A 19,929-nucleotide genomic window follows, 5' to 3' on the forward strand; every position below is an offset into this window, starting at 1 on the left:
AAAATGGTTAAACAAAAAAGGCATCAGGTTATAAACCGATGCCTTTTAGTGTATGAATTACATTTTACCCAACATTTTATCGTACATAAATTGTCCAGTTACCCGACGTGCTGTCACGTAGCGATCATTGAAGTATGGATTCGATAACTTAGTAATGCTTACGCCTTTACTACTGGAGGCATGTGCGAATTGTCCGCCGCCAATATATACACCTGTATGTGAAATGCCTTTGCCCATCGTATTGAAGAACACCAGATCACCTGTGCGAATGTTACTTTTGGATACCGGAGTACCTGCTTTGGCTTGCTGCTGCGAAGTACGTGGCAATTCAATGCTGTATTTGTTGAAAAGATATCTCATAAACCCGGAACAGTCGAAGCCGGCTACAGTCGTGCCACCCCACTTGTAAGGTATACCTGTCATGTTGTTCACTACGGAGTTGATACTGCTTGCCTCTGTGCTTGTAGCCCCGGATGTAAATAGTACAGCTGCTCCAAAAATGGAGATAATCAGTTTTTTCAAAATCAATGTTCTCCCTTCGATGCCTACGGAGTTAGCTAAGGGTTCGGTAGAAGGTTCCCTATATTTCCTATGTATAAGAATAATTCACCCAAAATGGTTCCCCCGTTTTCAAACATGAAACTCGGCAATGAATAATTAAGTTTTTGTAACTATTTGAAACTATATTGCATAAATGCGTAATTGTCAAACCCATTTAAACCCCTTCGTAATACCTCAATGTTAGCGGAATTACGGTTTTTATATGAAAGCAGGGATCAAGTTTGGGTATCATTCATGACAAAAACGTCATTATTGATTCGCTTAAGACGATTTTGGACAAATAAATAGGTTTGTCATGAGTTAAAAGAACTATTCCGTAATGTTCAATTTAAGAGATTATATTCATTAAGTTGCATATATTGACAAAAATCGATTTTTTGCATATTATCTTCTTATCCGATCCACATATTGGGTGAAAATTGATTTTATTGTGTTATAAATTCAAATAAAGGAGGTTAAGGGACTAGTATCATAAGTAAGGTAGAAGTGGGAGATTTATAAAAACAAACATAGGAGAGTGTTATCTTTGAAAGCAAAAAAAATAGTTACTTTTATTCTGGCATGCACGATGGTCTTCTCAGCAGTTGGAATGGTGGTTCTTCCTGTAACAACGGTGTCAGCTGCTGATGCAACAGGTACGACAGCAAGTATTTCTGATATTCTGAAGAACCAGCGGCCAGATGGAGGTTGGAGAAAAGACTATAAACAAACAAGTGGAGAATGGGCGAAGTCCACCATTGACAACAAGGCTACATACTCAGAAATTAGAAGATTGGCGAAGGAATTCAAAAAGACCAATGATCCGCGTTATTCCACAGCTGCAATCAAAGGAATTAACTTTTTGATCAACATGCAGTATTCAAACGGCGGATGGCCACAAGTCTACCAAAGCTCGGGATATCACAAACACATCACTTACAATGATGATGCGATGATTAATGTAATGATCATGCTGGATGAAGTAGCAACACGCAAAGGTGACTTCTCGTTTATCGACAGCACACTTGCTAACCGTAGTAAAAATTCAGTTGCCAAAGGTGTGGATGCGATTCTGAATACACAGGTCGTTGCAGGCGGTAAGCTGACAGTATGGGGACAACAACATGATTCCAGTTCCCTTAAACCGGCAAGCGCAAGAATCTATGAAGTACCCTCGTTGACGGCTGGAGAGAGTGTAACGATTGTTAAATTCCTCAAAACCAGACCTGCTAACGCTAAAATTACAGCATCCATTAAAGCAGCTGAGGCTTGGTTTAACAAAGTGAAAATTACAGGCTACAAGTATGAAAGAGCAAACGGAGACAGCAAAATTATCGCTGATTCCAAAGCTGCACCGATCTGGGCTCGCTTCTATGAAGTGGGAACGGATAAACCGATCTTTATTGGTCGTGACGGGGTAGTTAGATACAAATTAAGTGATATTGATAAAGAAAGAAGAGGCGGTTATGCATGGTATGGCAACTGGCCTTCCAAGCTGTAATTCGTAATAAGCCTCAGGTTTCATAGAGTTAATCCCTAGTAACGATAAGTAAAGCCCGAACCAGACAAGGACGTCTGGTTCGGGCTTTATTGTTATTACTTTCAGTGTTGACACGATAGATTGCACATGATATATTATTTCTTGTCGCCGAGATACATATCACGGAGATACATATTATGCGGTCGTGGCGGAATTGGCAGACGCGCACGGTTCAGGTCCGTGTGGGCTAACCCCCGTGGAGGTTCGAGTCCTCTCGACCGCATCGAAAAAAAGGTTCCTCGTTAGGCTAACGCCTTCGAGGAACCTTTTTGTTTTGTACATAAACAACTTGTATCGTCAAATGAGTTACTGAGCGGACACCTGGATACTATCGATATTCGGACCTTCAGTACCGGTCGTGACTACTTTAATGGTATTGGTTCCCGAGTTCATGGGTACTTGAATTGTTTTTTCACCCCAGGTGGACCAGCTACCCGTTGCAGAAAATGGGGTATTGCTGATCACTTTGGTTCCATTCACGAAAACATCAAGGTTACGGGTGCCACTTTCCAACGCATAACGAAACTTTACGTTTTTGGTGCCGCTTATCGTATTGTTGATGTTATTCCATTGAATGCCCGAGTTCGTCAACGCATTGAAATTAATATACCCTGAGCCTGTGTAGCCGGGATAGATCATCTCAATTGCAGCATCGGAGAGCGTCGTTCCTGTCTCTGCTTCATACGTCGTGCCACTACCTGTATTGCCACCACCACTGCCCGTAAAATTAGCAACAAACGTGGTCACACTTTGAGCTGGGAGTTGAGCAGTAAAGGCTGCATTGGACAACGTAATTGGTGCTCCGCTTGCCAGATTACGACTACTATCGGTTACCCATGAGGATACTGTGGAAGCATTACCGTTTTGCAAAACAAATTTCTGACTCGTTGCAGAAGTGCTTCGGTTAATCGCTACAATGACAACTTTGTTATCCCCCTTGTAGGCAGAAACAAATGTGTTCGTATCCGGGTTCTTGGTGGCATCTACTCTAAGATAGCCTGGACGTACAAATTTGGAGAAGTGAGCCATATTATAACCGCGTTTGCTAATCGTTCCGTCCTCTTTCATCGGACCATACTGTCTGCGGATGTACCACCATACATAAGCCTGGAAATCCCCTTCGACCATAGCGCTGTGCATGTGATAGGAAACGTCAAGCGCTTCGGGCCAGCGGTCTGCGGAGTTACTATCGCTATTCGGATAATAGACTTCAGTCATCCAGAGTTCTTTACCGGCGCCTTTTTGCTTGAAGAGTGGATATGCAAAATCTTTGATCTGGGTCCCGTATGTGTGTGCTCCCAGAATGTCCATATTAGCGAGTGCCTGCGGGTCGTTCAGAATGGGGTCAGATATGTTTTTGAGATACTGGAATGACTCGGGTGCCATCACTTTTGTACCTTGAATGGAGCCTGCATTCTCTTTCATAAAACGAAGGATCTCCTGAGGTGTCCACCAGGTCCAGTCGTGTGCATAGTCGGGCTCATTTTGTACCGAAATGGCATAGAGGTCCACGCCGTTATTTTTCATGTAGGTTACAAAGTCATTAAGATGCTGTGCATATGCAGTATACTTGTCGTACTTCAGGCGTTTGGCATTGGTATCTCCATTGTGATTGAACGTTTCAACCATGTCGCTCGGAGGATTCCATGGGGATGCAAATACGATAGCGCCCTTTTCGATAGCCCGTTTGGCTGTGGCAACCTCACGAGACCAGTTATTTCGGTCTGGATCGACGTAGATTCTGAGTACGGAGAAGCCTAACTGGTTCTGATCATTGCCAAAAGCAGTTTCTCGTTGAGCTGCTGTCAAGTCACCGATCCAAGCGGGGTGGTTGATACCACCAAAACCACGAATAAGCTGTTTTTCAGAAGATAAATTAATCGTGGCATCACTTGCAGCCGAAACTTGTGTAGGACTAAGCATAAGGGGAAGAGCTGTTAAGCAGGCCAATAAAAGGTTAATCGACTTTTTTAATTTGAATTTCACTACTTTCATCCTCCTCTAAATAACCAATAGTAGAATAGCTGATGGTCTGGTATTCAATTTATGTAACCCCTTTCAAAACCTCCTTCCATAAATCATAGGAAAGATATACAGCACTGTAGCTTCTTTCATTTGTTGATTCTACTAAATTATTCCTAAACTGAAAACCTGACAAATTACAGTGTTTTTTCTAAATAATATCTATTTTGATGCACATAAGAAGTGGAGTTATCCAACGGAGGCATGTTGATATTTAAGGAAGGCTTTGGCTTACATATAACTCCCTTCATTATCAAACAATGAGAACACAGATCTACGGGGAGGGAATCATGATGAAGGAAAAGAGAAAGCATTATCGATTTTTGGCCATTTGCATGACATTTTTGGTTGTGATCTACGTTGGTGTTTCGGCAGGAGGGTCTGCAGCCGCAGCTTCTGAGTCCCCATCGAATCATAAACGGATGGCGATTATTATTGATGACGTCGGTAATGACATGAAGGGAACAGCAGAGATCCTGGCGATACCAGTTAAACTGACGGTAGCGGTGATGCCTTTTTTGCCAACAACGAAGAAAGATGCGATAGCTGCACATGAAAAGGGAATGGATGTGATCGTGCACATGCCCATGGAACCCAAGAAAGGAAGACCTGAGTGGCTGGGCCCGGGTGCAATCACATCCAATCTAACGGATGAAGAAGTACGGGAACGCGTGGAGAAAGCGATTGATGATGTACCCCACGCCATTGGCATGAACAATCATATGGGTTCTAAAATCACTTCCGACAAACGCATCATGTCAATTGTGCTCGACGTTTGCAAGGAGAGGGGCCTCTTTTTTGTAGACAGCCGTACAAATTTTCGCTCCGTGGTGGGGGAACTTGCGATATCCAAAAATATGCCACCTGTAGGGAATGACGTTTTTCTGGATGATCAAAACTCCAAGCAGCACATTCGCAAGCAAATGGATCTGGCAGCTCAGCATGCAATCGACAAGGATCGGTGTGTTGTCATTGGTCATGTTGGCCATACGGGGTTAAACACATCTGCTGTGGTTCGAGAATCAGTCTCCCGTCTTCAGGGTCAGGTTGAGTTTGTAGGTATTGGTGATCTGGTGCGCGAAGTGTGGAACTGGCATGCTGCTCCTACACTACCGACAGGTAATAAATAATGCCATTGGCAATGGATTGGGCAATTCGTTTTTGCTCAGCGGGATCACTCATTCTGGCTCGATCTGCCGCATTACTCAAAAATCCAGTTTCGACGATGACGGCAGGTTGCTTCACGTAATTCAATAAATAAAAGGGCTTGCCCCACACAACCCCATGCCCAGTCCGATACAATTCGTTCATGGCGTTCTGAATGGATTGGGCTAGCAAGTAACTTCTGCCTTCTTTCTGGTGCAGTACCACCGGGCCGTGTGCAGATGCTCTGGGACTCCAGTTTGCATGAATGCTGACCACGATATCTGTACTGACTTCTTCGCTAAGGCTTTTACGTTGGGCAAGATCCCTGGTATGACGGGAGCGGCTGTTCAGCCAGCGGTTCTCATCACTAAGTGCATAATCCCCAAGTCGGTTGATGATAACGGCATAACCTTTGCTGCGAAGCAGGAGATACACCTTTTGGCTAATGGCGAGGTTAATATCTTTTTCCAGCACACCTTGGGCTGACGTACCACCATCAATTCCTCCATGGCCTACGTCGAGCAGGATAACCGGTGCTGCAAAGGCATGATGGCTGGAACGATAAGCATCTCCATCGGTCACCGGTAGCATGGATGGACTATTCTGGGACGGAGTGGACTGAGCTGAACTTTGAGATACGGCAAAATCAAGATAGGCTGTTTGTCCATAAGCGACATCGGGCAGGATGGGAAGGCAATGGAAGCTGATTAGCAACGCCACCGAAGCGGTCAGCAGCTTATACATGGGAATACACACTCCTTCATGAAATAGGTATCAGATGCAGATTAATGACTGTATGGATACCTTTGGCATTAGACTGTGCATTCTGAGGGTTTTCATACTCCTTTCAACAAAAAAATGTTTAACCATTGCACATCCTGCACACAATAGAACTATCGTAAGCTCCGTGATTGAGCAGGAGCGGAGGAGGCAGAGGTTATGGCCAAAAGTGATGAGTTGGTAAAATACATTACGCAGCGTGTTGTTCATTATATCGATACACCCAAGGATGAGCGGAAAGGTCGCGCCAAAAAGAAAGAGCCGTGGGCAATGAAATGGTTCGGTATGATTCCGTTTGCTGTATCCCTGTGGGTGGGGAAAAAGGAAAAAGCGTTGGAGTCACAGCCTCATAAACGAAGTTCTTCGGGCAAAGGGTGACTACCGCTAACCTGATTTCGCTGATGTAAAACCAAAAGAAAGACGCAGTCCCTTTGAAATATGGGAAGGCGTCTTATTTGTTGTGTCATATGAGTTTATAATCAAGGCTCCACGATGTAAAAATGACCATCTTGTTGCAATGTGCTCAAAGGCACAAAACGTTGAATGGACGTATTTCCACCAATTGCTACATACGGAATGGACTCTGAATCCTGATCTCTATGCCATACCTGATAACCGCTAACCGGCAAAGGACCGCCATATAAGACATTACGATCATCTGCTGAGAAAACAATCTCTTGATTCTTTTCATGCTGTATCACATCTTGTACACGGTCAGTAGCAACAGGCTTGGACGTAATCCATATGAGGTTGTCAGCTGGATTGAAGACAGGTCGCAGATGCAGCTGATCGACTGATAAAGCTGAAGTTGTGGATAAATCAGTTATGCTGGCAGAGACCTGTTTGGAGTCAGCCTCTAGCTGGTTCAGGAACTCTGATGGTAATACATCTCCGTTCGTAGCATCAATATAAAGTGCGGGATGATTCAGTTGTTCGACTTTCCAATAAGCCAGCAGGGGAAGAGCATAACGAAGATGAAGCTCTCCTCCGCTAGCAAGTAACATCTCAAGGTTGACATGTTGTCGATCCAAGACTTGTCCAAGAAGTTCATTGTTGTACGGTGAGGATTCTCCTTGACCATATTCACTAAGCAGCAGCTGTCCCTGTTCTGTGGCGGTAATAATCATATATCCGATCGGTTTGCCTTCGAACTCAGCTTGCACGAGCCAGCTATGTGTACCCGGACCCAGAGGGTAGAAGTCCAGTTCGGCGTTCTTCCAATGTGCTTCGGCGTTAGCCGTACCAAGTGCAACAACTTGTTGCTCTGCAAACCGTTGTACAGCAGCAGGAGCTAATTTGTCATTCTCAAAGGCAAGATGTTCGGGACTGTCCCCTGTTGATGATGCGAGCACGAGTGAGGTATTTTTTTGTTGTTCAGCATTTGCAATCGACCAAAAGGAGAAAAGGGCAACACAACCGAGTACGCCCAAGGTCATACAAGTTGTTCTCCGAACGCTGTTCCATCGCATATGAAAGAATCGTTTCAAGTTAACACCTTCTTTTCCATTATCCATTGCCTGAGTGGTCCTAATTTCATTCTAGGGGACAGGCTATGCAAAGGTTGCTGCAACCTGTCGGGCGTCTGATCATAAATAAACACTACTTTTGCCAGCATTTGCAGGAAAAGTAGTGTCTTCGTCTATCTTAAGTGAAACATGCCGCTATTAATTGCAGTCACTTTCACTTTGGGTTCATATTGCCAGATCATCTCGGATCGGCGGGTCTCATATTGCAGTTTCATGGCTTCACGATCGATAACCGCCTGTTTCGCTTTCTCTTCTTCGGCATCTGTCTCGGTATCGATCTGTACTGCGGCCTCTGCTGCAAGTTCTACATCTGCTCCAATGGGTTCAGCGTTAGTTATTCCAATAACGGGTCTCATTGGTACAGGTGTCGTGCGATCAGAATGACCAGTCTCCGTGCCGGAGGTTAAGTTATCCGTTAACTCTACTTCAGGCATATCTTCCCGGAGTACCGCTTCATAGTATGTGTCCAACACATCCAGCTCCAGATCAAGTCGCTCTTGGGCTTTCTCTGCCCAGCTGTAATCGAGTTTTTGCAAGCGGTTCGTCAAATGAGTTTCCAAAGCAGCTCCGGCATCGGATAACGAAACTTTAGCTGTCTGCACATGCATGTTCTCTGCAAGCCTCGGACTGAGGTCACGTCGATTCAGCTTGGTGCCGAATTTCTCTATAATTTCACCTGAGCGAAGGGAGATGCCGAGAAAATGCAGTTCCTCCCGTTTCAAGTCACAGGCGAATTCCACCTTGAAACAGACACCGAGCCAAGGCTCATATACGGCTGGCGCTGTAGCGCGCAATTGCCGTTTGGCTGCTTGTTCGAACAGATTCACGAAGGCACCGCCTTCACGGGCTGCGCCGAAAATCTGTTGTAGTCTGCGACTGCCGTACACCACATCTTCACGCAATATACGTCCTGGCCCCAGCTGGGGCAGAGATGGCGTGATGCCGAAGTAACGCCCCAGAATGGTATCCTTCGGTGGCTCACCTGGAGTATTCCCGTTGGTTACGCCATTCGTTCCCGCAGGGTCAGGTACAACCGGAGGTGATGATTGCGCTGCTTTGGCTTCTGCTGCTTCAATGGCCTGCTGATAGTTGTCAGGATCGAATATAAATGTGAAAGACATGGTCTCAGCTGGTGCTCCGGTTCGCTCCACAAACCCCCAATAATAGGGGCGGTTCGTCAACGCTTTGTCCGCCTCAGGCGAGAGTTTGACCGTCACATGGGCAGGGGAACGCTCCATAATCTGACAATCCAGTGATTCCAGATAGGTGAGAACATAAGCCTGCACTTCATGGGGGGACATGGTCATGGGTCAGCTACCTCCTTTGCGAAGATCCAACCCGGACACAGCAGGGCCCTCATCCGCGACTTCACGCTGAATGGAGCTCAGCGATTGCCCAAGTGAATCCACTTTGCGGCGAATATCTTCTTCATTTTGTGATTCAAGCATGATTTTGTACAAACTTTTCTCAATAGACTCCTTCTTCTCCAGCCGTTCCAGAATGACATCCAGCCCGCCGATCACCATCTCGAACATATTGATCTTCTCATGCAGCAGATTCAAAATATGTTCCTCGATGGTTCCGGTTGTGGACAGGTTGAAAATGTTCACGTCATTCTGCTGTCCCAGCCGATGCACCCGACCGATTCGCTGCTCTACCCGCATGGGGTTCCAAGGCAGATCGAAGTTGATCATATGATGGCAAAATTGCAGATTAATGCCCTCGCCACCCGCTTCGGTTGCAATCATGGCCTGCACACGTCCGCGGAAGAGGTCCATCATCCAGTCTTTTTTGCCCCGATTCATGCCACCCCGATAGGGGACAGCCGTAAGCCCGTTGTTGCGGAAATAGTTCAGCAGATACTCCTGCGTGGCCCGGTATTCGGTGAAGATAATTACTTTTTCATTCATGTTCCGAACCAGTTCCATCGTTTTCTCCGCTTTGGTATTCTCCTTGATCGCTTTAATATGGGCAACGAGTTCCCAAATTTTGTCCCGAAGGGGAGAGTCCAGCGGAAGTTTCTTCGACAGATTAACCAGTGTTACGAATACAGCATCCCGACTGCTGCACACTTCCCGCTGTAATGTAACAAGGGAAAGCATGCTGCTCAAGTTGCCGCCGGCTTCCTGGTACTGGTCTTTAACAAAGGAAGTCACGCCATCATATAGCGCCTGTTCTTCGGGCGACAGTTGCAGATTCACATTGGAGACGTTCCGTTTGGTAAATTGGACGGGGCCTTCGCCGCGGCGGTTACGAATCATGACTTTGGATAACTCGTTCTTAAGCTGCTCCTGATTTTTCGGAACCCGTTTGTCAACGACAAAGTTGGCTGCAAAATCACCCTGACGACCTAGTTGACCCGGCTTCAGCAGGTTGATCAGATTGAACAACTCACTCATATCGTTCTGCACAGGTGTAGCTGTGAGCAGCAGACAATACTTTTTGCGCAATTTCAGCATGAATTGATAGTTGGTTGTTTTCTTGTTTTTGAGCTTATGAGCCTCATCAATAATAATCATGTCGTAATCGGTATTCAGCAGCATATCTTTATGCGGATCACGTTTGGCTGTATCCATGGAAGCAACAACCACTTCATTCTGCCAGGAATAGGCCTTTTTCTGGGCAATGGCAGGGATGCCGAATTTCGAATTCAACTCCCGTACCCATTGCAGCACAAGAGACGCTGGTACGAGAATGAGTACCTTGGATACGAGACCCCGAACCATATATTCTTTCAGAATGAGACCGGCTTCAATGGTTTTGCCAAGACCCACCTCATCGGCAAGAATGGCCCGGCCTGACATTTCAAATAATACTCTGCGTGCAGTGTCCATCTGGTGAGGGAGTGGAGTGAGGCCTTGTAGATGCTTGAGACATTGGATCTCGTCAAAATTGGGAATCAAGTTGGTCTCTTCGGCTTGAATACCGAGTTGAAAGAGGCGGTAATCCCCCCAAGGACCTCCTTTATCCAGTCGTGATTCCAACTGATTGATCCAGCTCCGATCAAATTCCAACGGAACGGGCAGCTCAGCTACAGGTTGATTCGTGTGGTGCGGGTTTTTCCGGTTCATGGTGTTTCCTCCCCTGCCATACGTGATGACGTTTTATTCGTAGGTAATAGTATGGACGAATGAGAGTCAGTTCATAACTATGTAAGTTCAAATAAGGAATATTTACACTTGTCACTCCGATGACAGAATAACCTTCCGATCGCTGTTATCCCCAGATTTTTTTGATTCCCTTGTCCAAAGGGGGAAAACCCGGGGATAAAGGCGAACGCTTCGCTTCTTCAGATTATTTCTGTCCTCTCCGTTCTTGTGTAAAAAGTTTAGTTGAACCAATGTGAACTACAGTTTATTTACAAGAAGCTTGTCCGAGCATGGGGAATCTATGAAGATGGACTATGATAAAAGTCGCATGGAAAATCAATATATGGTGTAATATACTTAATTCATATCACTATATGTGGTGTTTCATCATATTTTAGTTGTATAGTGAAAAAGGAGCTTTATTCCGGGGAGGTTGAACGTTGCGATGAAATCGAACCAACGATCGTACCAATTAGAAGGACTCAGCGAAAAAATATTTCTGGACCGATACGCCTGGAAGGACGCTGATTCGAATCATGCCAAGGTCGGGGATGTTGTATTGGTATTAACGAAGGATGATCCCAAGTTCCCAACCAAGGAAGTGGGCGAAATCATAGAACGTAAGGGTCAGCTTGTAAAGGTAAGGACTCGAAGCGGAGAGATCATCGAGACAAACGTGGAGAAATTGACACTCAACATAGAAAAAACTCCGGAAGAGATGTGGAACCGTCTTGCCAAAGCGATGGCTTCTGTCGAATCCACAGCCGATCAGCGGGCAACGTGGGAGTCCAAGTTCCGCTCTGTGTTGGAAGATTGGAAGTTAGTACCCGGAGGCCGCATTGCTGCGGGTGCGGGAGCAAGCGATGAGCTGACACTCTTCAATTGTTATGTCATTCCGTCTCCGCAAGACAGTCGGAGTGGCATTATGAGAACCTTGACCGAGATGACGGAGATTATGGCACGTGGGGGAGGTGTTGGCATTAATTTGTCCTCTTTGCGTCCTCGCCGAGCGGTGGTGAAAGGTGTCAACGGATCATCCAGCGGTTCCGTATCGTGGGGCGGATTGTTCAGTTATACGACTGGACTGATTGAACAGGGTGGAAGCCGCCGGGGTGCGCTCATGCTCATGATGAATGACTGGCATCCGGATGTGCTTGATTTTATTACCGTGAAACAAACGATGGGGCAGGTGACCAATGCCAATCTGTCTGTATGTGTGAGCAACGCATTTATGGAGGCTGTCAAGCAGGACGGAGATTGGGATTTGGTGTTCCCTGATACGAACGATCCGGACTATGACACCGAGTGGAATGGGGATATGCAGCAGTGGAAAGCGGCAGGTCATTCGGTCGTGCACTATCGTACACTGAAGGCTCGCGAAATCTGGCATTCCATTATTGAATCAGCCTGGAAATCGGCAGAGCCTGGTGTGGTATTCATGGAGTACTACAACCAGATGTCCAACAGCTGGTACTTCAATCCGATCATCTGTACTAATCCGTGCGGGGAACAAGGCCTGCCTGGTTGGGGTGTATGTAATCTGTCAGCGATCAATCTGTCCAAATTCTACGATGAGACGAATCATGATGTGGCATGGGATGAACTGGCGGAAACCACTCGGATCTCGGCTAGATTTTTGGACAATGTCATCGATGCAACACCGTATCATTTTGAGGAAAACAGACTGAATCAGCAGCGTGAACGCCGGGTGGGGCTTGGCACGATGGGACTGGCAGAGCTGATGATTAAGCTGCGTATTCGATACGGCAGTCCTGAATCTCTTGCATTTCTGGATAAACTGTATGGATTCATGGCGAAGGAGGCCTATCTGGCATCGGCAGAGATTGCAGCAGAGAAGGGAGCTTTCCCAGCTTTCGAAGCTGAACCGTATTTACAGAGTGGATTCATGAAAAACATGGTTGCGACGTACCCTGAAGTGGGAGAGGCCATTCGTAAACAGGGCATTCGAAATGTCACACTGATTACACAGGCGCCAACGGGAAGTACAGGTACGATGGTGGGCACCTCCACAGGTATTGAGCCGTATTTCGCCTTCAAGTATTTTCGTCAAAGCCGTCTAGGTTATGATGAACAGTTCGTACCGATTGCGCAAGATTGGCTGGATGAACATCCGGGTGAAGCATTACCAGACTATTATGTGACGGCGATGGATCTGTCGGCTGAGAATCACATCCGGGTGCAGGCTGCGATCCAGCAATGGGTGGATAGCTCAATCTCAAAGACGGCCAACTGTCCGGCTGATTTTACAGTGGAGGATACAGCTGAGCTGTACGAATTAGCCTTCGATCTTGGCTGCAAGGGAGTAACGATATACCGCGATGGTAGCAGGGATGTGCAGGTGTTGTCCACGTCGAAGAAGGAAGAGACCAAGATCGAAGATGAGAACACGGTGGAAGCAGGAGAGAAGAATGTCGTATCTGCAATAGATAACCCGAATAATATCGGAGGGCAGGCAGGTGTTGGATCTTTCACTAGCGAGGTTGATGGTGGGGCTCTTTCTTCCGATCAAACCTCTCCGTCTGCTAAAGTGTTGGATAAACAATATAGAAGCCGTCCTCAGGTACTGCGCGGTGCGACATACAAAATCAATACGCCATTCGGTATGGCTTACATTACGATCAATGATCTGGAGGGAACCCCGGGTGAAATTTTCCTGAACGTGGGCAAAGCAGGATCGGATGTGTTCGCGATGGCTGAGGCACTCGGTCGGGTATGCTCCCTGTTTCTGCGATACGGAGATCACGGGCACAAGGTTGAACTGTTGATCAAACATCTCAAGGGTATTGGCGGTTCGGGAGCGATCGGCTTCGGTGCCAATCGGGTGGAGTCGATTGCAGATGCAGTCGCCAAAGCATTGGAAAGTCATGTACAGAGCGATGTGCAGGAGAATGAAACTGGAGCATTACAAGAACAGAATCAAGTGGAGAGCACGTATCCAAAAGTGGAGGATCAGAAAACCTTTACCGAATCGAGAGATTTATGTCCTTCATGCGGCTCGGCATCCCTGATGAATGTGGAAGGTTGCAAAACATGCAGCAACTGTGGGTACAGTAAATGCAATTAAATATCTTTTGAAAAAAGTAAAAGAGAAAAGGCGTTCCATGACTCCATCATGAAGTCAGGAATGCCTTTTTGTGATTTAGCTAACTAACTTGGGTCCTAGGCAAGAAGAAGCAATTATGAGCAAAACTTTCAATCCGGTCTGACATAGGTTTATAATGGATATTGGCTGCTGAGCAAGTCGGCGGCCTTTTGCTATGAATTCAATTGTTTCAATGGATGTGTGCGTGGGTATGCTGGTTTGCGCAAGCGGGTCAGGTAATTTTAGCCACTCGATGAAAAGTACTATATTTAACGACAAAATTAGAGTATGATTTTACAGCTGTATGAGCTGGCAGGAAAGGTTACATCGGTTTAATCGTTTGTAACTATTACTGTAAAGTATGAGGCTTATTTCGAGCGTATAATGCTAAACGTGAACCCACGATTAATATAAAGAATGTCGTAATGATTAAAACTTAATGGACAGGCGAATCGTCTTCTTTAAGATTATAGAATTCACCCAGAATGTAGCATCATCGGATAGGGCTTCGATCAGAAGCTGTTCTTATGTTGTAAATGAAAGATGGAAGGTGCAATACGTATGTTAATGACAACCAGAACGATCAGGAGTTCCTTTATGCCCCCAACACCGATGTTGTTGACTCACAGTAACAAGGAGGGGCATGCATGTCACAATCGCCTAATAACAAGCGACATATGAACGGACTGGATGGCTTGCGAGCCATCGCTGTACTTGCGGTAATCGCGTATCATCTGAATTTGGATTTTATTCCGGGCGGACTGCTCGGTGTAGGGATATTCTTTGTTCTCTCGGGATATTTGATCACAGATATTCTCGTGTCACAGTGGCAGGAACATGGACGCATTTCTCTCGGTGATTTCTGGGCAAGGCGAGTAAGGCGTCTGCTTCCAGGCATGCTGACCATGACAGCTGTGGTGATGATCTGGCTAGCCTGTTCAGACCCATCCCGGCTCGCTGCGCTTCGTGGTGATATCGTATCGGGTGTATTATACATAAGTAATTGGTGGTATATCTTTCACAACGTTTCCTATTTCGAAAGTTTCGGCCCGCCATCACCCTTTGGACATTTCTGGTCACTGGCTGTGGAAGAGCAATTTTACCTCTTATGGCCTCTTCTACTGATCGCAGCAATTGTAGTGTTCAAAAGAAAGGGATGGCTGGTCGTCTTCATTGTTGTCGCAGCTGAATTGTCTGCTGGCGCAATGGCCATCATGTATAATCCGGATCTGGACCCGAGTCGTGTATATTATGGAACAGACACGCGAGCATTCGCACTGCTGGCAGGTGCTGCTCTTGCGGTGGTGTGGCCTAGTCGCAAGCTGTCGAACTCTCTGCCTGGCATGAACCGGCTTGTGCTCGATGTGTCGGGACTGGCTGCGCTCGCTTTATTGATCTATATGATGCTGAATAGCAGTGAATATGATCCGTTTCTATATCAAGGGGGCATGGTGCTTCAGGCTATCGCAACGACGTTGCTAGTAGCCGTGTTGGCTCACCCATCGTCTTTCCTGGCACGTATTATTGGAGCGAAGCCACTACGCTGGATCGGAGAGCGATCCTACGGATTATATCTGTGGCATTATCCTGTCATTATTTTAACGAATCCCGCGGTGGATACGGGAGGAGCACATCCTGTGCGAATCATTTTACAGGTTGCTGCAACGGTTGTACTGGCCTCATTGTCTCTTAAATATATTGAAAACCCGATCCGGTACAACGGGTTCCGTGATTCTTGGTCCCGTTTATGGGGAAGAGGACGGTCATCGATCGGTATACGTAATGTGTGGTGGAAGCGGGCAGGTCTGTTGATGACGATTCTGCTGTTGTCTTATACGGTAACTCAGATGATGGTCTCCCATGCAGCGAATTCTGACTCCCATTCGGTATCAATGTCCAACACATTGAATGGAGAGAATTCCGTAGCAGAGGAACAGGGACAGGATGTTGTACCAGCGATTACAGCGACGTCAGGCTCTGGCCAAAAGAACGATGCTCATAGCCATAAACCGGAAGCAGGAACAAAAGATGATTCGGGGGAAAATGAGAAGCCGACAGGAGAGTCTACTCCAGAATCGAAACCTGACGACCAGAACGCTTCAGCAAATTCGGGCAAGGATGGTCAGTCTGATGACAAGACGTCTGATGACTCCGTGACTAACGAGAATGAGGCTCCGGACGACGCTGGAGTGAACCAATCCGATGGTACAGATGATGCACCTGATTCATCTCAGGAAGATGAAGACACGGCTCCTCCTGCCGAAGACGGCAAGGTTCATTATACGGTCATTGGAGATTCCGTGATTTTGGATGCTAAACCGTATCTGGAGCAGAGTATATCGGGAGTGCATGTGGACGGACATGTCGGCCGTCAGATGTGGCAGGCTGCCGATGTATTGGAAGGCTTGAAGCGAAACAACCAAATGGGCAGCAAAGTGGTGCTGGAGCTTGGAACAAATGGTTCTTTTAACTCCAAAAACTTGAATGCTGTGCTTGATTATCTGAAGGATGAGGATCATGTATATCTGGTTACTGTGCGCGTACCTCGTCCGTGGGAACGAACGGTGAACAGGGCTTTGAATGAGGCTGCATCCAAATACAGTAATGTCTCGCTGATTGACTGGAACAGTGCAAGTGAAGGACATGACGAATATTTCGAAAAAGACGGCGTGCATCTCACTACGCAAGGATCGGAAGCTTTTGCAGAACTGGTGAAGAACAGTATTCAATAATCACTAATCCATCTTCAATAAGAATTAGCACTTATACATTATATATGGCCTGGGTGTAAGCTGCCGATGGCTGCAACAAGAAAGAGCTCTCAATGGTGAGAGCTCTTTTTATATGTTACGAACAGTAAGTCAACAAAGTAAGTTCCAAATAGGGGAACCGATATTTTTCACCCCTGCATCCGTGGATCGTCACCTTACGGTATGATAGCGTTACCATTTACAATAAGTGTATTCAAATCGCCGAGGGGGATTATAGAGATGTTGAAAAAATGGCTTTCGGGTTTCCTGGCAATAGCGTTGTTCTCCATTATTCTTGCTGGCTGTGCTGGTGGGGACACTTCAGAAGGAGGCAGCGGCAATGACAAAGTAACCGTCACACTCTGGCACAACTGGACCGGACAGGATGCAAAGGCGGTTGCAATGCGCCAAATTATTGAAGATTTTCGCGCGGCGCATCCAGACATTGAAGTTGTGGATGAAGGCTTGCCAACAGATGGTCTCAAAACCCGGCTTCGCACGGTGGCAGCTGCCAACGAGATGCCAGATCTGTTCGTGATGTGGCCGGATGCCATGACGAAGGAATTCGTAAAAGGTGACCTGTTACAGCCCATTAATGCAGAGCTGGACGCGAAGCCGGAGTGGAAAGATAACTTTATCCCGAATGCACTGGATGGATATACCCTGGACGGGAACATCTACTCCGTGCCTATGAATCTGGCACCAAGTTCCTTCATTTATTATAACGAAGCACTTTTCAAACAGTACAACGTGAAAGTACCTGAGACGTGGGCGGAATTGGAACAGGCGATCGCCACATTTAATCAAAATAAAGTCATTCCCATGGCGCTTGGTAACAAGGCCAACTGGGTAGCGCAATCGACAATATTCAGTACACTGGCTGACCGGATCACCGGCACAGACTGGTTCCTGAAAGCGGCAGCACAAGAGGGTGCAAGCTTTACCGATCCACAATTTGTTGAAGCCTTGAACAAGATGCAGGAGCTTGGCAACATCAAAGCATTCCAGGATGGATTCAACAGTATTGACGAGACACAGATGATGCAGCTTTATTTCCAAGGTAAGGCAGCCATGGTCATGAACGGCGGATGGGCCTTGGCGAACCTGGTGAACAATGCACCTGAAGAAGTGTTGAATAACACCCATATTACGATTCTTCCTCCAGTGGACGGAGGTCAGGGTGAACCAAGAACAACATCTGGTGTTGTGGGAACCGGGTTGGGTGTAAGTAAGAAGCTGAGCGGTGCACAAAAAGAGGCAGCGATGGAGTTGTTCTACGCACTGGCAGGACCTGACGGTCAGAAGGCCACATTGGATAGTAGCACATTGGTGAGTTACAAGATTGATCTGGACAAAACCAAGGCACATCCATTGTTCGTTGAATTATATGATCTGATGCAGGAAGTGAAGATCACACCGGTATACGATTCCAAGCTGGGATCGGCAACGGTTGAGGTTATTAATAATGCATTGCAAGAGTTGCTTATGGGCGGCAAGGCCGAAGACATTGCGGCTAAGATTCAGGCGGCTCAAGCCAATGCTGTTAGTCAGTAACGATTCGTCAGAACCCCTTCCCGGCAGGGGAGGGGTTTTAGGTATGGCTGAGATAGTCAGTTGCAAGTTGGGAAAGGCATTCAGGGAGGGGAAGTGAACAGATGAACGCACTGCGAAGTCGACGTTTTATTATGCTGGGGCTGGCCCCGGCAGTCATCATTTATGCATTGTTTGTATTTGTACCGGTCGTGTGGTCAGCGTACTACGGGTTCTTCAATTGGTCCGGCATTGGGGCATCCAAATATATTGGTGTGGATAATTACATTGAGATCTGGCATGATCCTGTATTTTGGCGGGCACTGAAAAATAACGTTATTTTTGTGCTGGCATCTGTATTTGGGCAAATTCCGTTAGCGCTGATGTTGGCAGTCATCTTACACAAAAGCAATCCATTACAGCGGTTTTTGCGCTCAGCCGTATTTCTGCCAATGGTGTTATCCACGGTGGTCATCGGTATGATTTGGCAGTATATCTATCATCCACAGATCGGGATATTGAACTTTTTGCTGGATGCACTGGGGCTGGAGAGTTGGAAGCTGCAATGGCTATCCGATGACAAAATCGCGATATTCTCGTTGGTACCGCCGCTGCTCTGGAGCTTTGTCGGGTTGTATCTGATTATCTTTATCTCAGCTCTGCAAAATATTCCTGGCGAGATTCATGATGCTGCCAAAATAGACGGTGCTTCAGGAATTCGGAAGCTGGTCTCGGTCTCTTTGCCCATGATCTGGGGAACGGTTCAGGTTGCGATCATTCTATGTATTTCGGGTAGCCTCAAATCATTCGATCTGGTCTACATCATGACCAAGGGTGGTCCGGCGCATGCAACAGAACTACTCGCTACGTATATGTACAATTCCACTTTTACCACATACCGTTATGGCTTCGGAAGTGCCATCTCGACAACCATCGTACTGATCTCGCTTCTGCTGATCGGAACAAGCCAGTGGGTAACCAGTCGCAAACGAAAAGAGAACCATTAGAGAGGGGGAACTGACATGCGCGCAACACCTGTAACCATACCATCACCACGAAGTGGCTCGGATCATCCCATTCGACGTCTTCGCAGCGGAATTGTTTGGACGCTGCTGACGGTCTATGGTATTTTAACATTGTATCCGTTCTACTGGCTCGTGATTAGTGCGTTCAAAACGAATGAAGATTTCTATAGCAGGCCTTTTGGATTGCCGGAAAACTGGAACGTAGCCAATTTTAGCAATGCATGGGAAAGCTCCAAGCTAGGGACCGCTTTTGGCAATTCACTCATTGTATCGGTCGGATCATTAATTCTGACGCTGTTTATTGCAGCGCTTGCTTCATTCATCCTGGCCCGCTTCCAGTTTCGCTGGAAAGGGTTAATCATGACTTTCTTTGTCGTAGGCATGCTCATTCCGATTCATAGTACGCTTGTCCCTTTATTTATTCTGATGAAACAGATGTCCCTGTTGAATACGTACTGGGCATTAATTTTACCGTATACGGCCTTTGCCTTGCCTACGGCTATTTTCGTGCTTACTGCCTATCTAACGAGTGTTCCACGTGACATTGAAGAGGCGGCTTTTATTGATGGAACAGGACTATGGGGGCTATTTACCCGAATCATGCTGCCCATGTCTGTGCCTGCGTTGTCGACGGTTACGATCCTGAGTTTCCTGCATGCGTGGAATGACTTTTCATTTGCGCTTGTGTTCATCAACAAAACTGGATTGAAAACGCTACCGCTGGCGATTGCGAACTTTGCAGATGGATACCAGACGGATTACGGATTAACGCTTGCTGCCATGACCCTGTCGGTCATTCCAACGATTATTCTGTATCTTATATTCCAGGAACAGGTTATGAAAGGTATGACTGCCGGAGCAGTCAAAGGGTAAGCGAA

General features: G+C 46.6%; 14 protein-coding genes, 1 tRNA gene and 1 riboswitch. Of the genes, 9 read left to right on the plus strand and 6 right to left on the minus strand.

Going from position 1 to position 19,929, the window contains the following annotated elements; translation table 11 throughout:
* Positions 1-57: 57 nt before the first annotated feature.
* Positions 58-522, minus strand: a complete 465-nt coding sequence (locus MHI06_RS10455) for a C40 family peptidase (protein WP_124113963.1) — start codon at positions 520-522, stop codon at positions 58-60.
* 5 nt (positions 523-527) lie between these two features.
* A riboswitch (cyclic di-AMP (ydaO/yuaA leader) is annotated at positions 528-659 on the minus strand.
* Between the two features lie 419 nt (positions 660-1,078).
* On the opposite strand from MHI06_RS10455, the gene pelA reads away from it, so the two are divergent.
* Together pelA and MHI06_RS10465 are read left to right on the plus strand one after the other, a co-directional pair.
* Positions 1,079-2,041: a pectate lyase gene (gene pelA / locus MHI06_RS10460; RefSeq protein WP_340401412.1), complete on the plus strand. Its 963-nt coding sequence runs from the start codon at positions 1,079-1,081 to the stop codon at positions 2,039-2,041.
* Positions 2,042-2,219: 178 nt separating this feature from the next.
* Positions 2,220-2,303 (plus strand) — tRNA-Leu (locus MHI06_RS10465).
* Positions 2,304-2,386: 83 nt separating this feature from the next.
* Here the strand turns inward: MHI06_RS10465 and MHI06_RS10470 are convergent.
* Positions 2,387-4,066, minus strand: coding sequence for a carbohydrate-binding protein (locus MHI06_RS10470; protein WP_340401414.1), 1,680 nt, complete (start codon positions 4,064-4,066; stop codon positions 2,387-2,389).
* A gap of 326 nt (positions 4,067-4,392) precedes the next feature.
* On the opposite strand from MHI06_RS10470, the gene MHI06_RS10475 reads away from it, so the two are divergent.
* Positions 4,393-5,232 carry a divergent polysaccharide deacetylase family protein gene (locus MHI06_RS10475; protein ID WP_340401415.1) on the plus strand — a complete coding sequence of 280 codons (840 nt, stop codon included), beginning with the start codon at positions 4,393-4,395 and terminating at the stop codon, positions 5,230-5,232.
* On the opposite strand, the gene MHI06_RS10480 is transcribed toward MHI06_RS10475, so the two are convergent.
* The gene (locus tag MHI06_RS10480) at positions 5,207-5,992 is read right to left on the minus strand and encodes an N-acetylmuramoyl-L-alanine amidase (RefSeq protein WP_340401416.1); all 786 of its coding nucleotides are present in this window, start codon (positions 5,990-5,992) and stop codon (positions 5,207-5,209) included. The two genes, MHI06_RS10475 and MHI06_RS10480, sit on opposite strands and share 26 nt — an antisense overlap.
* Before the next feature lie 195 nt (positions 5,993-6,187).
* Between MHI06_RS10480 and MHI06_RS10485 the strand changes: the two genes are divergently transcribed.
* Entirely contained in the window at positions 6,188-6,406 is a 219-nt protein-coding gene (locus MHI06_RS10485) for a YqzE family protein (RefSeq protein WP_340016556.1), read from the plus strand.
* 101 nt (positions 6,407-6,507) lie between these two features.
* On the opposite strand, the gene MHI06_RS10490 is transcribed toward MHI06_RS10485, so the two are convergent.
* The 3 genes from MHI06_RS10490 to MHI06_RS10500 all read right to left on the minus strand — a co-directional run bounded on the left by MHI06_RS10490 (position 6,508) and on the right by MHI06_RS10500 (position 10,625).
* On the minus strand, positions 6,508-7,464 hold the full coding sequence (locus MHI06_RS10490) for a hypothetical protein (RefSeq protein WP_340401417.1): 957 nt from the start codon (positions 7,462-7,464) through the stop codon (positions 6,508-6,510).
* Positions 7,465-7,667: 203 nt separating this feature from the next.
* On the minus strand, positions 7,668-8,861 hold the full coding sequence (locus tag MHI06_RS10495; RefSeq protein WP_340401418.1) for a YqhG family protein: 1,194 nt from the start codon (positions 8,859-8,861) through the stop codon (positions 7,668-7,670).
* 3 nt (positions 8,862-8,864) lie between these two features.
* Positions 8,865-10,625, minus strand: coding sequence for an SNF2-related protein (locus MHI06_RS10500; protein WP_340401419.1), 1,761 nt, complete (start codon positions 10,623-10,625; stop codon positions 8,865-8,867).
* Between the two features lie 463 nt (positions 10,626-11,088).
* On the opposite strand from MHI06_RS10500, the gene MHI06_RS10505 reads away from it, so the two are divergent.
* From MHI06_RS10505 to MHI06_RS10525, 5 genes are all read left to right on the plus strand, one after another.
* Positions 11,089-13,728, plus strand: a complete 2,640-nt coding sequence (locus tag MHI06_RS10505; protein WP_340401420.1) for an adenosylcobalamin-dependent ribonucleoside-diphosphate reductase — start codon at positions 11,089-11,091, stop codon at positions 13,726-13,728.
* A 665-nt stretch (positions 13,729-14,393) separates the two neighbouring features.
* Entirely contained in the window at positions 14,394-16,478 is a 2,085-nt protein-coding gene (locus MHI06_RS10510) for an acyltransferase family protein (protein ID WP_340401421.1), read from the plus strand.
* A gap of 258 nt (positions 16,479-16,736) precedes the next feature.
* A complete protein-coding gene (locus MHI06_RS10515; RefSeq protein ID WP_340401423.1) occupies positions 16,737-18,050 on the plus strand; it encodes an extracellular solute-binding protein in 1,314 nt (437 codons plus the stop codon).
* Positions 18,051-18,151: 101 nt separating this feature from the next.
* Complete coding sequence (locus MHI06_RS10520; protein ID WP_062833683.1) at positions 18,152-19,033, plus strand: sugar ABC transporter permease; 882 nt, start codon at positions 18,152-18,154, stop codon at positions 19,031-19,033.
* A 15-nt stretch (positions 19,034-19,048) separates the two neighbouring features.
* A complete protein-coding gene (locus MHI06_RS10525) occupies positions 19,049-19,924 on the plus strand; it encodes a carbohydrate ABC transporter permease (RefSeq protein WP_340401424.1) in 876 nt (291 codons plus the stop codon).
* Positions 19,925-19,929: the final 5 nt, after the last annotated feature.

The sequence above is a fragment of the Paenibacillus sp. FSL H8-0079 genome, assembly GCF_037991315.1.
Classification (GTDB): Bacteria; Bacillota; Bacilli; order Paenibacillales; family Paenibacillaceae; genus Paenibacillus.